14 protein-coding genes are annotated in these 15,843 nt (G+C 58.4%); 8 read left to right on the top strand and 6 right to left on the bottom strand.

Annotated elements, in window-relative coordinates:
• Positions 1-264: 264 nt before the first annotated feature.
• Positions 265-603 (bottom strand): P-II family nitrogen regulator, encoded by a 339-nt coding sequence (locus tag ELE36_RS00695; protein ID WP_129831269.1) that lies wholly within the window; start codon positions 601-603, stop codon positions 265-267.
• 241 nt (positions 604-844) lie between these two features.
• On the opposite strand from ELE36_RS00695, the gene ELE36_RS00690 reads away from it, so the two are divergent.
• The 7 genes from ELE36_RS00690 to ELE36_RS00660 all read left to right on the top strand — a co-directional run bounded on the left by ELE36_RS00690 (position 845) and on the right by ELE36_RS00660 (position 8,305).
• Positions 845-1,117, top strand: a complete 273-nt coding sequence (locus ELE36_RS00690; RefSeq protein WP_129831268.1) for an accessory factor UbiK family protein — start codon at positions 845-847, stop codon at positions 1,115-1,117.
• A 610-nt stretch (positions 1,118-1,727) separates the two neighbouring features.
• Positions 1,728-3,233, top strand: coding sequence for a YifB family Mg chelatase-like AAA ATPase (locus ELE36_RS00685; RefSeq protein WP_129831267.1), 1,506 nt, complete (start codon positions 1,728-1,730; stop codon positions 3,231-3,233).
• Between the two features lie 100 nt (positions 3,234-3,333).
• On the top strand, positions 3,334-4,398 hold the full coding sequence (locus ELE36_RS00680) for an XdhC family protein (protein ID WP_129831266.1): 1,065 nt from the start codon (positions 3,334-3,336) through the stop codon (positions 4,396-4,398).
• Positions 4,391-4,972: a nucleotidyltransferase family protein gene (locus ELE36_RS00675; protein WP_129831265.1), complete on the top strand. Its 582-nt coding sequence runs from the start codon at positions 4,391-4,393 to the stop codon at positions 4,970-4,972. Before ELE36_RS00680 ends, ELE36_RS00675 begins: the two co-directional genes overlap by 8 nt.
• A 59-nt stretch (positions 4,973-5,031) precedes the next feature.
• Positions 5,032-5,493 (top strand): (2Fe-2S)-binding protein, encoded by a 462-nt coding sequence (locus ELE36_RS00670; RefSeq protein WP_129831264.1) that lies wholly within the window; start codon positions 5,032-5,034, stop codon positions 5,491-5,493.
• Complete coding sequence (locus ELE36_RS00665; protein WP_129831263.1) at positions 5,490-7,679, top strand: xanthine dehydrogenase family protein molybdopterin-binding subunit; 2,190 nt, start codon at positions 5,490-5,492, stop codon at positions 7,677-7,679. The genes ELE36_RS00670 and ELE36_RS00665 overlap by 4 nt, the downstream gene beginning before the upstream one ends.
• A 38-nt stretch (positions 7,680-7,717) precedes the next feature.
• A complete protein-coding gene (locus ELE36_RS00660; protein WP_129831262.1) occupies positions 7,718-8,305 on the top strand; it encodes a hypothetical protein in 588 nt (195 codons plus the stop codon).
• 12 nt (positions 8,306-8,317) lie between these two features.
• Here the strand turns inward: ELE36_RS00660 and ELE36_RS00655 are convergent, their stop codons facing one another.
• Entirely contained in the window at positions 8,318-9,565 is a 1,248-nt protein-coding gene (locus ELE36_RS00655; RefSeq protein ID WP_129831260.1) for a putative peptide maturation dehydrogenase, read from the bottom strand.
• Between the two features lie 250 nt (positions 9,566-9,815).
• Here ELE36_RS00655 and ELE36_RS00650 point away from each other — a divergent pair, with 250 nt between their 5' ends.
• Positions 9,816-10,070 (top strand): NHLP-related RiPP peptide, encoded by a 255-nt coding sequence (locus ELE36_RS00650; protein ID WP_129831259.1) that lies wholly within the window; start codon positions 9,816-9,818, stop codon positions 10,068-10,070.
• On the opposite strand, the gene ELE36_RS00645 is transcribed toward ELE36_RS00650, so the two are convergent.
• The 4 genes from ELE36_RS00645 to aceA form a co-directional block, all read right to left on the bottom strand.
• Positions 10,067-12,712: a putative peptide modification system cyclase gene (locus ELE36_RS00645; protein WP_129831257.1), complete on the bottom strand. Its 2,646-nt coding sequence runs from the start codon at positions 12,710-12,712 to the stop codon at positions 10,067-10,069. The two genes, ELE36_RS00650 and ELE36_RS00645, sit on opposite strands and share 4 nt — an antisense overlap.
• A gap of 183 nt (positions 12,713-12,895) precedes the next feature.
• The gene (locus ELE36_RS00640; protein ID WP_129831256.1) at positions 12,896-13,126 is read right to left on the bottom strand and encodes a nucleotidyl cyclase domain-containing protein; all 231 of its coding nucleotides are present in this window, start codon (positions 13,124-13,126) and stop codon (positions 12,896-12,898) included.
• Between the two features lie 113 nt (positions 13,127-13,239).
• The gene (locus ELE36_RS00635) at positions 13,240-14,343 is read right to left on the bottom strand and encodes a GGDEF domain-containing protein (protein ID WP_129831255.1); all 1,104 of its coding nucleotides are present in this window, start codon (positions 14,341-14,343) and stop codon (positions 13,240-13,242) included.
• A gap of 131 nt (positions 14,344-14,474) precedes the next feature.
• Complete coding sequence (aceA, locus tag ELE36_RS00630; RefSeq protein ID WP_129831254.1) at positions 14,475-15,773, bottom strand: isocitrate lyase; 1,299 nt, start codon at positions 15,771-15,773, stop codon at positions 14,475-14,477.
• Positions 15,774-15,843 lie beyond the last annotated feature (70 nt).

Here is a 15,843-nt window from a genome sequence, read left to right as displayed (position 1 = left end):
TCGTTGCGCACGTTGCGGTGCGCCGATAAGTCCACGTCTGGCGACGTTGCTGGAAAAGGGCGCGTTGTTGGCACTATCCGCGTCATTTGAAAACACCGCAAAACGCTGCACGACGGCTTTCGTGGGCGGCATCCGGGGATGGTTCCGATCCTGACTTAAGCATACTTGTTGCGTTGCGTCAAAAGTTTCATTTGTAACGGTTTGGCCGTATAGACGTCCGCACGCAAAAACGATCGATCTGGATCGAGGTTGGCAATAGCGGGCTTACAACGCGTCGCCGTCCACTTCACCGGTGCGAATGCGGATCACGCGATCCAGCGCATACACAAAAATCTTGCCGTCGCCGATCTTGCCAGTATGCGCGGCGTTGGTGATGGCCTCGACTACACGTTCGAGCAATGCTTCGGTCACGGCCACTTCGATCTTGATCTTGGGCAGGAAATCGACGACGTATTCGGCACCGCGATACAACTCGGTGTGACCCTTCTGCCGACCGAAGCCCTTCACCTCGCTGACGGTGATGCCTTGCACGCCGACTTCGGCCAGCGCCTCGCGCACATCGTCGAGCTTGAACGGCTTGATCACCGCGACAACCATTTTCATAAAGCTTCTCCTGCGATCGATAGCGGCAATTCCTGCACTTTAGCCTAGCCGGTGACGTGCGCACAGCTCGCGGCAGCGTGGGCGCGCGAAATAATTTTCAAATCTGCTGAGACAAACCGCGCTCCAGCCACTCCTTGTAAGAGAATTCCTACAAAATAATCATCGACTGGCTGACAGAACGCACTGGGCCGAACAGGTAAACTGGCGCCGTGATGTTGTCCTTCGGTCGATGAGGTAAACCATGATCAACCTGCAAAATATTGATGAGCTGGCGCAACGCCTCGCCGCCCTCGTACCCGAGGGCGCACGTGAGGCCAAGGATGAGCTTAGTGCGCATTTTCGCGAAACCTTGCGTGTTGGTTTGCGAGGTCTCGATCTTGTGACAAGTGAGGATTTTGCGGTGCAGCGCTCGGTGTTGTTGCGCACTCGCGAGAAAGTCGAGGCGCTGGAACTGCAAGTCGCGGCATTGGAGCGTCAGGTCAACGGAAGTATCACCGCTACACCCAAACATTAAGGGTGTTTGTAACCCAAAAATTAAGTCAACCCTTGATGACGCAGGAGTTTTATCAAGGTTGTAGAGGAAATCGAAAAGACAATCAGGAATTCAGGATGAAGGTTGATCGCGTCATCCTTGCAAGTTTCCCGCTAGTGACGAAGGCCTGGCTAATCTCACCCATTGAGCCAGGTCGGCGCAGCATGGCCGCGCCGCAACCCATCCAGGTTGTCATGCCTACAGGATTACAAGCGCTACCACGGACGATGGCAGCTTTTACAGGAAAGTCGCAAGCGGGGTTTTTATTGGTACAGGCGGGATCGGCGGCGCAGGATGCACCGCCAGCAAGGGATCTGCAGAAGCAAATCCGCACCGCGGAGCCGGTACGGAGGGAGAGGCTCAGGACGAGTCGAACATATCGAGCGCGCAAGCCATCGTTATGTCGGAGTCGAGTCAATGCAAACAACCTGCACGGATGTGGGGAGTGCCACCAATCGCTGGAAGCGACTGCGGCGGCCGGATTCGGCGGGTCTGAACAAGTCCAGGAGGGGCTTGTTCAGAACTTTCCACAACACAAACCGCAGAATTTTCATTCGCCCGGATTTCATTCGTCCAGATCGCGCCGAGCGGCATGAGTCTGGCGATCGTCAACAGCCGCGCCCAGGATGGCGTCGCCGCGCCGCCGGTCACGGTCGAGGTACATCTGTCCGGTGGATTGCCCGGAACGTCAATTGTCGGCTTGCCCGAAACCGCCGTGAAGGAAGCGCGCGATCGCGTTCGTGTCGCGATTCAGAACGCACAACTGGAATATCCTGCCCGTCGAGTTACGGTGAGTCTGGCGCCAGCAGATTTGCCGAAGGACGGTGGGCGATTCGATCTGCCGATCGCGCTCGGTATTCTTGCCGCGGCCGGTCACATTCCCAAAGAGCCACTCGCGCATTACGAATTTCTCGGTGAGCTGGCATTGTCCGGCGAGTTGCGCGGCGTCACCGGCGTATTGCCGGCGGTGCTGAAAGCCGCCGATGCCGGGCGCAGCGTGATCGTGCCGCAACAAAACGCCGCCGAAGCATCGCTGGCAAGTTCGACCGTCACCTATACCGCGAATTCGTTGCTCGAAGTCTGTGCGTTTTTGCGCGGTGTCGGACGCCTGCCCGAAGCCGTCGCGCCACCGCTGCAAGCGATCGATATCACGTTTCCCGATCTGCTCGATGTGCGTGGTCAGGCACAAGCGCGGCGTGCGCTCGAAGTTGCGGCAGCGGGAGGTCATCACCTGCTTTTTATCGGGCCGCCCGGCACCGGCAAGACCATGCTGGCGAGTCGCCTGCCGGGAATCCTCTCGCCGATGAGCGAAGCCGAAGCGCTCGAAACCAGCGCGGTGCGCTCGATCAGCGGCTACGGTATAGATTTGCACAAGTGGAAAATGCGACCTTTCAGAGCGCCGCACCATACGGCGTCGGCGGTCGCACTGGTTGGCGGTGGTGCGGTGCCTCGGCCCGGCGAGATTTCCCTCGCCCATAACGGCGTCTTATTTCTTGATGAATTGCCCGAGTTTGAGCGTAGGGTACTCGAAGTTTTGCGTGAGCCACTAGAGTCTGGTCGCATCGTGATTTCGCGTGCAGCGCGACAAGCAGAGTTTCCCGCGAATTTTCAGCTCGTAGCCGCAATGAATCCATGTCCATGCGGTTACTCGGGTGATCCGTCGGGACGCTGCGCCTGCACGCCCGATCAAATACTGCGTTATCGCGCCCGCGTTTCCGGGCCATTGCTGGATCGCATCGATCTGCAAGTCGAAGTGCCTCGTGTGCCGATCGCGGAATTGCGCCAGCGTGCCGGTACCGAGGAATCCAGCGCCAGCGTGCTGCTACGCGTGATTGCGGCGCGCGAGCGCCAACTCGCCCGCGCCGGTATGGCGAACGCGCAGCTCGGCAATCGCGAAGTCGAACGCGATTGCGCCTTGAGCGCTGGCGATAACACCTTGCTCGAACGCGCCGTCGACAAGCTCGGCCTGTCCGCGCGCGCCTATCACCGCATCCTGCGCGTGGCACGCACAATCGCCGATCTGGATGGCAGCGCGCACATCCACAGCGCGCATCTCAGCGAAGCGATTCAATATCGGCGCCTGGATCGACGTAACTGATTAGCACGGCAACGGTAACGCATGTTGCATGGCCGATATCGCCCGCGTCATCGCTGCAGCTACACTTGAAACGAAATAAGCTTTCGAGTGTCGTGCATCGATGTTTTCGGCTGATCCCAATCTCAACCTCACCAGCATTTGCGGCGGCAATCGCGGCTTGATCGAACGCGCGCTGGCGTTGCAAGCGCAAGGCCAGAATTTGGTGCTGGCGATCGTCACCGCAACCGAAGGTTCGACGTACCAGAAGCCGGGCGCTTTGGTTTTGCTGGATGCTGGCGGCGTGCGTGCCGGCGTAATCAGCGGCGGCTGTCTCGAACCCGAGCTTGAGTTGAAAGCGCGCGAAGTGCTGATCGAAAAACGTGCGCAACTCGCCGAGTTCAATACCGAGAGCGATGATGATCTGGTATTTGGTTCGGGCATCGGTTGTCGCGGTCGCATGTGGGTTTTGTTGTTGCCGCAATCGGCGCGATCGACAGCGCCTTTGTTGCAGGCGCTGGTCGCCGCGCAGCAGGCGGGGCTGGTCCTGACGATCGAGCTCGATGTTTCGGGCGACATCGGCGCCGGCCGTGCGCAAACGACTACGCAGCATTGGACGTGGAACAGCGCCGGTGCCAATTCGCCAACGCATGATGCGATCGATCCACTGGAAATTTCTACAACGGCGGCGCGATTGTTTATCGCCGCGACCTCACGGGTTTTGCTGCTCGGCGCCGGCCCGGAAACGCCGAGCTTGATCGCATGCGCGCGGCAGATGGGTTGGCAATCGTGGGTGGTCGAACATCGCGGTCGCTGGTCACAGCTGGCGCATCGGGCTGCAGCTGATCACGTGATCGAACTCGCGCCGATGGCCGCACACGCGCAGTTGCAGGCAACACGCTTCGACGCCGCGCTGGTGATGAGCCACAACTTCAGCACCGATCTCGCGCATCTGCGTTCTCTCGCACAAAGTGACATCGCGTATATCGGTTTGCTCGGGCCACCGGCGCGCCGCGACGAATTGCTGGCCGAGCTTGGCGACGATGCGGCACTTTTGCATCCGCGTTTGCATGCACCTGTCGGATTACCGCTCGGCGGCCAAGGCCCGGAAGCGATCGCGTTGAGCATCGCGGCGGAGTTGCAACAACACTTCGCGCGTTATGCTCAACGCGTAAAAAACCATGACTGAGGCATCGCGCCATGCCGTGATCGTGCTTGCCGCGGGTGGCTCGTCACGTCTCGGTCAGCCCAAACAATTGTTGTTTCACGAAGGCGAAACTTTATTACATCGCGCCGCGCGATTTGCGTTCGCAACATTGCCTGCCGAGGTTGTGGTCGTGCTTGGTGCCGATGCATCGCGCATGGTTTTGGCGATTGCCGATCTGCCGATCCGCGCGCTGATTTGCGAAAACTGGCGTGACGGCATGGGCGCTTCGTTGCGCTGCGCGGTGCAGGCGCTGGATGCAAATATCGACGGCGTTATGGTTGTGCTGTGCGACCAGCCTGCGTTGACCGCGTCACACTTGATCACATTGCGTGATGTCTGGCACCGCAATCCGCTACACGCCGTTGCGTCCGGTTATGCCGATACCGTCGGCGTGCCGGCGCTGTTGCCGCGACACTGGTTAGACGAAAAATTTCTGCGCGGTGATCAAGGCGCGCGGGTCTTGTTGCATGAGCGCAAAAGCGAAGTGACGGTGATCGACAGTCCGGCACTGGCCACCGATATCGACCATACCGCCGATCTGTCCGCCCTGCGCTAGCGCAATACAAAACCGAGGAGTACGCTTTCGCTCAGCCTGAAAGCCAACCGAGGTAGCGTATGAAACTCAATGTAAATGGTCACGATCACGACGTCGATGTCGCGCCCGATATGCCGCTGCTCTGGGTCATCCGCGATGTGCTGAATATGACGGGCACAAAATTCGGTTGCGGCATGGCGCAATGCGGCGCATGCACGGTGCATCTTAACGGCGCGCCGGTGCGTTCGTGTGTAACGCCAGCGAGTGCAGCAAATGGCGCAAAAGTCACCACGATCGAAGGGCTTTCCACCAACGGCGATCATGTCGTGCAGAAGGCCTGGGCCGAACTCGACGTGGTGCAATGCGGCTATTGCCAGTCAGGCCAGATCATGTCGGCGGTGGCGTTGCTTGCCAGCAATAAAAAACCGTCGGATGCGGATATCGATGCCGCGATGTCCGGCAATATCTGCCGCTGCGGAACCTACCAGCGCGTGCGTGCGGCGATCCATCGCGCCGCCGAACTCGGCGAGGTGAAAGCATGAACGCGCGTATCGACGATGTGCTTGACGATGCTGGGCTAGCACAGCGCAGTCGCCGCGATTTTCTCAAAACCACGCTCACCGCCGCTGGCCTGGTGATCGCCTTCAGTGTTCCGGGCGTTGGTCGTTTTGCACTCGCGCAAGGTGGCGCAAAACCCGCACCGTTGCCCGCGCCGAATGCGTTTCTGAAAATCGCCAGCGACAACAGCGTCACCGTTTTGCTGTCGCATTCGGAAATGGGCCAGGGCATCTGGACAACGTTGCCGATGCTGATCGCCGAAGAACTCGGCTGCGACTGGTCGAAGATCAAGGTTGAACATGCGCCCGCTGCGCCGAGTTATGCGCACACCGTGTACGGCATCCAGATGACCGGCGGATCGAGCACGACGTGGTCGGAATTTGATCGTTATCGTCAGGCCGGCGCACTCGCGCGCGAACTGCTGATTCAGGCGGCCGCGGCGCAATGGAAAGTAGCGGCCAGCGATTGTCATGTCGCCAATGGCGTGGTCAGTTCCGGCGCGCATCATGCAACCTACGGCGAGCTTTCGACTGCCGCCGCAACGCTTACGCCGAGCGGTGAAATCAAGCTCAAGCCTCGCCGCGATTGGACGCTGATCGGCAAGCCGACCAAACGTCTCGACACGCCGGAGAAAATCAGCGGCCGCGCCAAATTCGGCATCGACGTCCAATTCGATGGCCTGCTCACCGCAGTGATTGCACGCGCGCCGGTGTTCGGCGCCAAGGTAAAAAGTTTCGATGCTGCGCCGGCAAAAGCGATCAAGGGTGTACGCAACGTGGTGCAGGTGCCGAGCGGCATCGCCGTTCTTGCGGACAATTATTGGGCCGCAAAAACCGGTCGCGATGCGCTGAAAATCGACTGGGATCTCGGTGCGAATATCGGCCTCGATTCGGACAAGATGCGCACTGACTATCGCGCGCTAGCCAAGACCGTCGGCAGCAAGGCTTCGGCGAAAGGCGATGCGAACGCGGTATTGAGCAAGGCGACGAAGAAAATCGAGGCCGAATACGAAGTGCCGTATCTCGCGCATGCGGCCATGGAGCCGCTCAACTGCACGGTCAAGCTCGGCGAAAATTCCTGCGAAATATGGACCGGCACGCAGTTCCAGACGGGCGATCAGGGCGCCGCCGCACACATCCTCGGACTCAAGCCCGAGCAGGTCACGATCCACACGATGTTTCTTGGTGGTGGCTTCGGTCGGCGCGCCAATCCGGCCTCGGATTTTGTCGGCGAAGCGGTCGAAGTGGCGAAGGCCGCGAAGGTGCCGGTCAAGGTGGTGTGGACGCGTGAGGACGATACGCGCGGCGGCTATTATCGGCCGATGTGGTTGCACAATATCCGCGCCGCGCTCGATGAGAAGGGCGCGATTCTTGGCTGGCACAATGTGATCGTCGGCCAGAGCATTATCGCCGGCACGCCGTTCGCCGCAGCGATGATCAAGGACGGGATTGATGGCACGTCGGTTGAGGGCGCGGCCGATTCACCGTATCTGAAAAGCGTGACGGATTATCTGGTCGAACTGCATTCGCCAACGCCCGGAATTCCGGTGTTGTGGTGGCGCTCGGTCGGCAATACGCACACCGCGTTTGTGGTCGAAAGTTTCATCGATGAACTCGCGCACGCAGCCAAGCAGGATCCGTTGGTTTTTCGCCGTGCGCTGCTGGAAAAAGCCGGCGCCAAACGCCATCTCGCCGTGCTCAACGAAGCCGCCGAAAAATTCGGCTGGGACAAACCGCTGGCAAAAGGCCGCGCACGCGGTATCGCGGTGCACGAATCATTCGGCAGTTTTGTTGCACAGGTCGCGGAAGTTTCAATCGAGAACGGCAAGATTCGCGTGCATCGTGTGGTCGCTGCGATCGACTGCGGCATCTTCGTCAATCCCGAAACCATTCGCGCCCAGATCGAGGGCGGCATCGTCTACGGATTATCCGCCGCGCTGCATGGCGAAATCACGTTCAAGGACGGCAAGGTCGTGCAATCGAATTTCCATGATTACCCGGTCGTGCGCATGAACGAGATGCCTGTTGTCGAAGTGCATATTGTGGACAGCGGTGAAAAATCCGGCGGCGTTGGTGAACCCGGTTTGCCACCGATTGCGCCAGCGGTGGCGAACGCGTTGTTTGTGCTGAATGGCAAACGGTTGCGCAAGTTGCCGTTGCGTCTGGCCTGATCCGATTCGCGCGTTGTTCGTACACAGGAGGATTTGCCATGCGTTCGATTAAAACCATGATTGCCGCTGTGATCGGTGTCGCTGTTATCGCCAGCGTGAGTTTTGTGCCGCACAGCCAAGCCGCGGCGAACAAGAATGAAGCAATCGCCGCATTCGAAACTATCCGCGCGGTGTTGCAGAATCCGCGTTGCCAGAATTGCCATATTCCGGGCGATGCGCCGTTGCAGTTCGATCAAGGTTTGGCGCACGCGCAAAATGTGCAACGCGGGCCGGCGGGTTTCGGCATGGCCGCGATGAACTGCAGCACCTGCCACGGTCGGGCCAATCTGCCCGCAAGCTACGGTGCGCACGTGCCGCCCGGTGCGCCGAACTGGCATCTGCCGCCACCGCAACACAAGATGGTTTTCATCGGCCAGACCTCGGCGCAACTGTGCAATGGTTTGAAGGATCAAAAGGCCAATGGCGGCAAGGATCTCGCTGCGTTGCTCAAGCATGTCGACGAAGACAAGCTGGTGTTGTGGGGCTGGGATCCGGGTATCGGGCGTGCGCCCGTGCCGATTGCGCACGCGGATTTTGTCGCCAAGTTCAAGCAATGGACCGATGCCGGCGGGCCTTGCCCGGGCTGAGTTTGCTAGGATCTAACTATCGGATTCTTTGCTGAGCTGCGAGTTTGAATTCTGCGTCGTCGCGGCGGGAATACCAACCGTAGCACTTTGTTCCGCCGACCAGATCGCCTGTTGCGGATCGAACTCGATAGTCGCGAATTCGCTGCTACGAATACCAAAACCGCAAATGGCGACCGGGCTTTCCAGCAGCGGATCGAGCCCCAGCGCCTGTTCGACATCGACCTCGTTCATGGCCGCAGTGATGAATGCGCCGAGGCCGAATTCGGTCGCCGAAATATACAAAGTCTGCGACAGATGCCCGGCATCCAGCAGGCAGACGCGATAGGCCTTGCTATGGTTGCGATACTTCCAGAAAGTACGTTCAAAGCGCGACACCAGCACCACTTGCACATGCGCATCGGCGTAGTAGTTTTGTGCAGCGACAAAGGTATTGGCTAGCGCATGAAGATCGCCATCGGGCGCGTCCAGCGGCTCCAGCGCATGGTCGATCGGATGGTAGTGATACAGGCCCGGCGTGATGCCTTCCACGCGCTGCACCAGCAGATACGCTTCGGTCGGATGCAGGCCGCCGCCGGACGGGCTCGTGCGCTTGATCAGGATGTGATCCTTGACCATTTCCACCGCCGCCTGCGCACCAAATACGCGCCACAACAAACGCGAAAATGTCGCTAGCGGCAATTGGCGGGTCGTATCGAAATTGCGACAAGTCACGCGTTGCGCGAGCAGTTCGTCCATCGACGTGTTCGCGGTTTCGGGCAAGGTTATACGCTGCTCGGCAGGCACGCGTGCATGCACATGCGGTGGCGATGCACCGAGGCGTTCGGCGAGTTCTGCCGAACTTTTATAGCCCGCACGATCCGTCGATTCGCCCGATGTCACACCTTTCCAGCGGCCAAAATAATGTGACACGGCAGAGTGTGGATGCCAGTTCGCGGCGCGTAATTTTTCGTCGCGTTCGCGATTTTCTGCGTGTCTCTCGTCGTCGCTGATCAGTAGACCTTTTTGCAGTAGCGCGTGCAGCAGCGCGGCATCAAATTTTTCGGCGAGCGCATCAAACGGTGTCCATGATGTTGCGCCAATAATGCTGAGCGCATCGGCTTCGACCGTGCTGATCGCCACTTCGGAAAGCAGGTGCGGCGCCAGCGCCAGCAATTCGATATTCGCGCTCAAGCCATTGCCACCAGCGAGCAGGGAATCGAGGTCGAACGCTACGGATTCGCGTGGTTCGATCAGTAAGGCGGAACAGCGTCGGATTTGCACTGAGGATTCTTGGCAGCAATGGTGATCAACCGAAGATATTACCAAGTGGCGGCGAAGAATACGGCTTGCCAGCGCTGCGCGTAACACTTAGATTGTGCCGCAGACCAAACATCCGCTAACAATGATGTGGTCTGCACCGGTTGCTAAGGCTAGCCGGAATCGCAAAATGCAAAATCAATGTTGCAAGATGCTACGTCGAACCTCTGCCATATTCCTGGTCGAGGCCATCACATAATTTGAGGGGGAATTCATGGCTGGCGAACCGTTACCGCAAAACGTAGTCGAGACGTTGCTCGACAAACTCGCGACTGATGATACGTTTCGCGATTTGTTTCAGAATGATCAAGAGGCCGCGTTGAAGCAGATCGGCTTGAAAAATCCGAAGAATTATTGCGAGTGCGCACATCCGCCCAAGCTACCTAGTAAGCAGGCTATTGAGCAGACGCGGACAGCATTACAGTCTCAGTTGACGTCCAATCTTGGCATGATGGTTTTCAAGGCTTAATCGCCTAGAGGGGACAAGCTATTGATACGTTGGGAAAGAAACGCGAGTTGGTTCGCATTGGGCCAGGCTTTGCGAAAATCAGCCATATACTCGAGTGACTTTTCCTTCCTGCCAAGCTTGCTGCTGAGTTCAGCCTTGTGAAGCAACGCAAGGTTGGACTCGGCAATATTTAGCGGCTGCAGCGCTTCCAAATTATTATATTCCTCGTAAGCCCGGCCGCGATGTTCCGCCAACCATCCGGATTCAGTCAACGCACTTTCATACTTGCTGGCCGTTACGTATGCGTCGCGCAAAGCGACGTGAGTTAAATAAAGTTCGGTTCCTTTCAATTCGGCCTTTAGCAGGTTGATAGCGTCTTCGGATTTTCCACTATTACGTGCTAATTCGGCCTGAGCGATGACGAGCATATTCCTAACATTGGGATAGCCACTTATGCGAGCAGTGTCGCGCACGGCCTTGATCGCGTTTGCAGACAAATCGCTATTGTCGCTACGCGCGGCTAAATATGCGGCAATTAGCACATTGAAAAGAGTGACATCGTGATCAACATCAACGCGATGCAAAAGGGATATTTCGCTTTCCAAAAACGGTTTCAGGCGCTTCGCATAGTCGCCGCCAGTCTCGGACAATACAAGCAGGCTCAGCTCAGTTGACCGAGAAAGGCGGCCATAGAGTGGACCTACGCTATCGGCGGTAAGAATATACTGAGACGCGTGAGCCAACGCATCTTGCCAGTGGCCCTGATCCAACGGTAGAGAAATGGCTGTGATATTACGACTCAGGTCGTTGCTTGCAACGCCGCTACGCCTGCCCTCCGCAAAAGTTCTGTTTGCCTGATCAAATTGACGGGTGGCTGCGTAAGCGTTAACTATGACCAACCCCATACGCTGTGCCTGTAGAGATTGGGCTTGCTTCAGGCTGGCAAAAGCATCGTCATATTTTTCGATAGCAAGGTATAGGTGCCCCAGCAAGTAATAGGCCGAACCGACTCCGGGATTATGCTCTACGATAGCTTTTCGTGTTTCGACAATCGCGTCTTCATACTGATTGGTATACATCGAAGCCTGATCCGCATAATTGATATGTGCGAAATAAGCATCGGGATACAATGTTCCGTAGAGTTTCCATTTTTCGAGCATTGCCGACGGATCGCCATACATTGCAAGATAGGCATCTAGTCTGAGCGCATCACGTGGCGCTAGGTGTTGCCGTAAAGTGTTTGCTTGATTCAACTCGATTAGCGCCGTAGCACGATCTTCTGCGCCCAAGTGTACCCTCGCTTTTCCCATATAGGCTAAGGCGAATTTCGAATCGAGTTTGATCGCTTGATCGAATAACTCCAGGGTTTCACCAATTCGGCCTTCGATATAAGCGCGTTCGGCCAATGCATAAGCCCGCAGCGCATCCAGATTGCTAGTCGTTACTTTCGGCAATGGCTGACTGTCGTTATTGATCGATGTGAGTGCCTCGCCCAACTTCTCGCGTAATTCGTGTGCGACGTTATCCACCGAGCCGAGTACGGATTCCATGCCGATGCCATCGGCGGTGTTGGCGTAGACGGTGGTTTGTGTGTGCGGGTCGATCACCTCGGTGACTACGCGCACCCGGCCGCCGACTTCGGCGATGCTCGGCAGGATCAATGCGCGTGCGCCTTCGCGCAGCGCAATCTCGGCGCCGACGCCACGATCCACCGTAGTGTCGATCGCGCGGTTCATGCGCTTGAGCGTATCGCGCACTTGCAGCGACGAGACGATATTGACGTAGCGCGATTGCTCCAGGCTCAGACGCAAGGCGGCGTCGAGCGAGGCATCGAATACGGTCTGGCCGGTGAGGTTGCGCAGGTCGCCGATCACCACCCAGTCACGCGCGCCGAATGCGAGCGCGGGCTGGCTGCGCATGGTGAGATACACCGGCACGCCGATGGCCAGGATCAACGCAAAAATTTCCGCGATCAAAAACGGCGGACGGCGCCACCATGGCAGTACGCGGCGAGCCTTGTCGCCGGTTGGTGGTGCGCGAAATGGCGCAAGCAAGGCTTCGCCGACTTCGAACACCGGCACGCTCTGGTTGACGCCCTTGAAATCGTAGTGGCCGTGCATGCGCCAGCGCGGCGCTTCCATATCGTGATCGAGTTCACCCTGCGCGCGTTGCGAGAGCGAATACGCCATTCCGGAAACCAGCACCTGGCCAGGCAACGCGAGGTGCATGAGGCGCGCTGCGATGGGCTTGACCAGACCTTCAACTTCGACGCGCTTGGCGCCGCTGGCGATATCGGCGGCGCTGTTATTCCACAAGATGACTTCGCCAACATGGATGCCCACACGCGCGCGCAATTCGGTGGTTTCTTCTTCGCTGAGCTGGCGCAACGCGCGCTGATAAGCGAGCGCAAAACCGATCGCTTGAATGGGACGTTCGAACAACACCAGAAAGCCATCGGTCTTGTCGATTTCCTGTCCGCTGTGACGCGTGAGCAAGGCGCGCGCCACACGATCGTGCTTGCGCATGAGTTCGGACGCGAGCTGATCGCCGAGGCGTTGCACGAGCGCGGTGCTGTCGACCAGATCGCAGACCAGCAGCGTCCGTAGTACCGGCCCCCAAGCCGTACCGCTGGTTTCAAGCTGTGGTAATTCGACTGCGCTCATGTAACCCTGCCATGACGTATCGCGGTCGGCAGCTTTCGCCGAAAAACCACGAAAAGACACGCTGTTTTACAAGCGTGAATATTGCGTGATTTGTGCAATTGTGCGCGAAGCGTGTCGTACTTGCCAGTATCGCGCCAACAACGCCGACTTTTAGCGTCGAAACGTCCGGATTTGAAGCGCGAATCAGGGCCTGATCTGTTCCGCCACGCACGCTGCCGAATCGCTGGCTGACGGTCGATTTATCGTCGCATTGCTGCCGAGAATCAACCAGCCATCACCGCCGCGCGCCTTGATGTCGTACAGCGCAGCATCAGCCTCGCTATACCAGTTTGCCCACGGCTGATCGAGCGCACACATGCCGCCGCCGATGCTGACGCTGATGCGCAAATGCTGATTCGGCGACGGGAAACGCAACGAGCGAATCGCGCTGGCGATCTGCGCATTGTGCGCGAAGCGTGTCGTACTTGCCAGTATCGCGCCAACAACGCCGACTTTTAGCGTCGAAACGTCCGGATTTCAAGCGTGAATCAGGGCCTGATCTGTTCCGCCACGCATGCTGCCGAATCGCTGGCCGACGGTCGATTTACCGACGCATTACTGCCGAGAATCAACCAGCCATCACCGCCGCGCGCCTTGATGTCATACAGCGCAGCATCGGCCTCGCTATACCAGTTTGCCCACGGCTGATCGAGCGCGCACATGCCGCCGCCGATGCTGACGCTGATGCGCAAATGCTGATTCGGCGACGGGAAACGTAACGAGCGAATCGCGCTGGCGATCTGCGCGGCGCGCATTTCCAGCTCCTCGATATTTGCGACGTAAGTGAGCAACGCAAATTCATCGCCGCCAAGCCGGCACGGCAGATCCGAGGCGGCAGCGGCGCTGAGCACCTCCTGCCCGGCCGCACGCAATACCTGATCGCCGATCGCATGGCCGCAATGATCGTTGATGCGTTTGAACTGATCCAGATCCACCAGCAACAAACCAAGCGCACTATCCATCGCCGGGCCTTCCTGCACGCGCTTGAGAAACCGATACAGGCCGCGACGATTGCACAGATTGGTGAGCTCGTCGGTTTGCACCAAGCGTTCGGTGGCGGCGAGTTCGGATTGGGTCAGATGCAGTGAATTCAGCGTGGCGAGCAGATCTTCGTTGCGGCGTTTCTGATTGGCGATCAATTGCTGTTCGCTCGCCACCAGATACGAAAACGAGCGCCGCATGAAATGCGCGAGGTGGCGTGGCTCGTGCAGCATGAGTTGTTCGAAGGCGGCATGATCGACCACATGCACCGTGGCCGGCGTCGCCGCGATCGCAGTTGCGCCGCGCGCGTGGTTGCCGATGAACAAAGTCAGCTCGCCGAAAAAAGTACGCTCGCCGATCAATTTGTCGGGCAGATCGTCGCCGAATTCCAGACGGATTTCGCCCGACTCGATAATGTACATGCAGCGACCGACTTCGCCGTGCTGAAAAACGATTTCGCCCACGTCCAAATCACGACGCGTACTGACCGCTGCAAATACGGCGAGTTCGTCATCGCTCAGCTCGCGCGGCAACAATGGCGCGCGAGCCTTGGCCTGATTTGCCGCCAGATCAGCGGCGGCAGACGATGGTGTGGTCGGTAGGTTCGACAATGCTGTGCCCGTGGCCCCTGAATCTGCCCGCGATCATAACGCAACGGCGTGGCAATCAGAATGACCGGCGCGGCACGTTGCAATGCAGTCTATCGGCGCGGTCATCACCGCGCCGATAGTGGTTATCGCTATCAGGCCGCGCTGGCCTTGGCGTGGAACTGTTCCTGCTCGGTCGAACCGTGCAAGGCCGATAGCGACGATGTACCGCCATTGATGACTTCATTGACCAGATCGAAATAACCGGTGCCGACTTCGCGCTGGTGTTTGGCGGCGGTGTAGCCGCGCGGTTCGGCCGCGAATTCGGCTTCCTGCAACTCGACATACGCGGCCATCTGGCGCTCCTTGTAACCTTGCGCGAGATTCCACATCGAATAATTCAGCGCATGGAAACCGGCGAGCGTGATGAACTGGAATTTGTAGCCCATCGCGCCGAGGTCTTTCTGGAAACTCGCGATCGTGGCTTCATCGAGATTCTTCTTCCAGTTGAAGCTCGGCGAGCAATTGTAGGCGAGCAACTTGCCCGGAAACTTGGCGTGGATCGCATCGGCAAACTGCTTGGCCTGCGCCAGCGACGGTGTCGAGGTTTCGCACCAGATCAGGTCGGCATACGGCGCGTAAGCGAGACCGCGCGAAATTGCTTGTTCGATGCCTTCGCGTGCTTCGTAAAAACCTTCGACGGTACGCTTGCCGTTGCAGAACGGTCGATCGTTCTCATCCACATCCGAGGTCAGCAACGCGGCGCCCATCGCGTCGGTGCGTGCGACGATGATCGTCGGCACGCCGGCGATATCGGCAGCAAGACGCGCGGCGATGAGTTTCTGCACTGCTTCCTGTGTCGGCACCAGCACCTTGCCGCCCATGTGGCCGCACTTTTTCGCCGAGGCCAGTTGATCCTCGAAATGCACGCCGGCCGCACCGGCCTCGATCATGTGTTTCATGAGCTCGTGCGCGTTGAGCACGCCACCGAAACCGGCTTCGGCATCGGCCACGATCGGCACCAGCCAGTCGATTTCATCTTTGCCTTCGGCGTGATAAATCTGGTCGGCACGCGTGAGAGTCTGGTTGATCTTGCGCACCACGTTCGGCACGGAGTCGACCGGATACAAGGATTGATCGGGATACATTTCGCCGGCGGTGTTGGCATCGGCGGCCACTTGCCAGCCGGATAGATAAATCGCCTTGAGGCCGGCCTTGACCTGCTGCATGGCCTGGTTGCCGGTCAGCGCGCCGAGCGCGTTGACGTAACTTTCTTCGTGCAGCGAACGCCACAGCCGTTCGGCGCCGCGGCGCGCGAGCGAATGTTCGATCTGCACGGTGCCGCGCAGGCGCACCACTTCTTCGGCAGTGTACGGGCGCTTGATGCCGGCCCAGCGGGAATTGTTCGACCATTCCAGCTTCAGCTGGTCGGCGGTGGGGAGCGTCGTTTTCATTGCCAGAACCTCTCAGGTTTTCGGGGTGACTACAAACGGATTTCCAGGCGTTGCTGTTTTGTTGTTGCTT

Source organism: Pseudolysobacter antarcticus (genome assembly GCF_004168365.1).
Taxonomy (GTDB): Bacteria; Pseudomonadota; Gammaproteobacteria; order Xanthomonadales; family Rhodanobacteraceae; genus Pseudolysobacter; species Pseudolysobacter antarcticus.
This window is presented reverse-complemented; position numbering and strand designations above follow the sequence as displayed.

Coding starts and splice junctions, on each gene's coding strand:
- ELE36_RS00665 (WP_129831263.1), top strand. CDS start 5,490: ATGAACGCGCGTATCGACGATGTGCTTGACGATGCTGGGCTAGCACAG.
- ELE36_RS00680 (WP_129831266.1), top strand. CDS start 3,334: ATGTTTTCGGCTGATCCCAATCTCAACCTCACCAGCATTTGCGGCGGC.
- aceA (WP_129831254.1), bottom strand. CDS start 15,773: ATGAAAACGACGCTCCCCACCGCCGACCAGCTGAAGCTGGAATGGTCG.
- ELE36_RS00675 (WP_129831265.1), top strand. CDS start 4,391: ATGACTGAGGCATCGCGCCATGCCGTGATCGTGCTTGCCGCGGGTGGC.
- ELE36_RS00695 (WP_129831269.1), bottom strand. CDS start 603: ATGAAAATGGTTGTCGCGGTGATCAAGCCGTTCAAGCTCGACGATGTG.
- ELE36_RS00690 (WP_129831268.1), top strand. CDS start 845: ATGATCAACCTGCAAAATATTGATGAGCTGGCGCAACGCCTCGCCGCC.
- ELE36_RS00685 (WP_129831267.1), top strand. CDS start 1,728: ATGAGTCTGGCGATCGTCAACAGCCGCGCCCAGGATGGCGTCGCCGCG.
- ELE36_RS00660 (WP_129831262.1), top strand. CDS start 7,718: ATGCGTTCGATTAAAACCATGATTGCCGCTGTGATCGGTGTCGCTGTT.
- ELE36_RS00670 (WP_129831264.1), top strand. CDS start 5,032: ATGAAACTCAATGTAAATGGTCACGATCACGACGTCGATGTCGCGCCC.
- ELE36_RS00645 (WP_129831257.1), bottom strand. CDS start 12,712: ATGAGCGCAGTCGAATTACCACAGCTTGAAACCAGCGGTACGGCTTGG.
- ELE36_RS00650 (WP_129831259.1), top strand. CDS start 9,816: ATGGCTGGCGAACCGTTACCGCAAAACGTAGTCGAGACGTTGCTCGAC.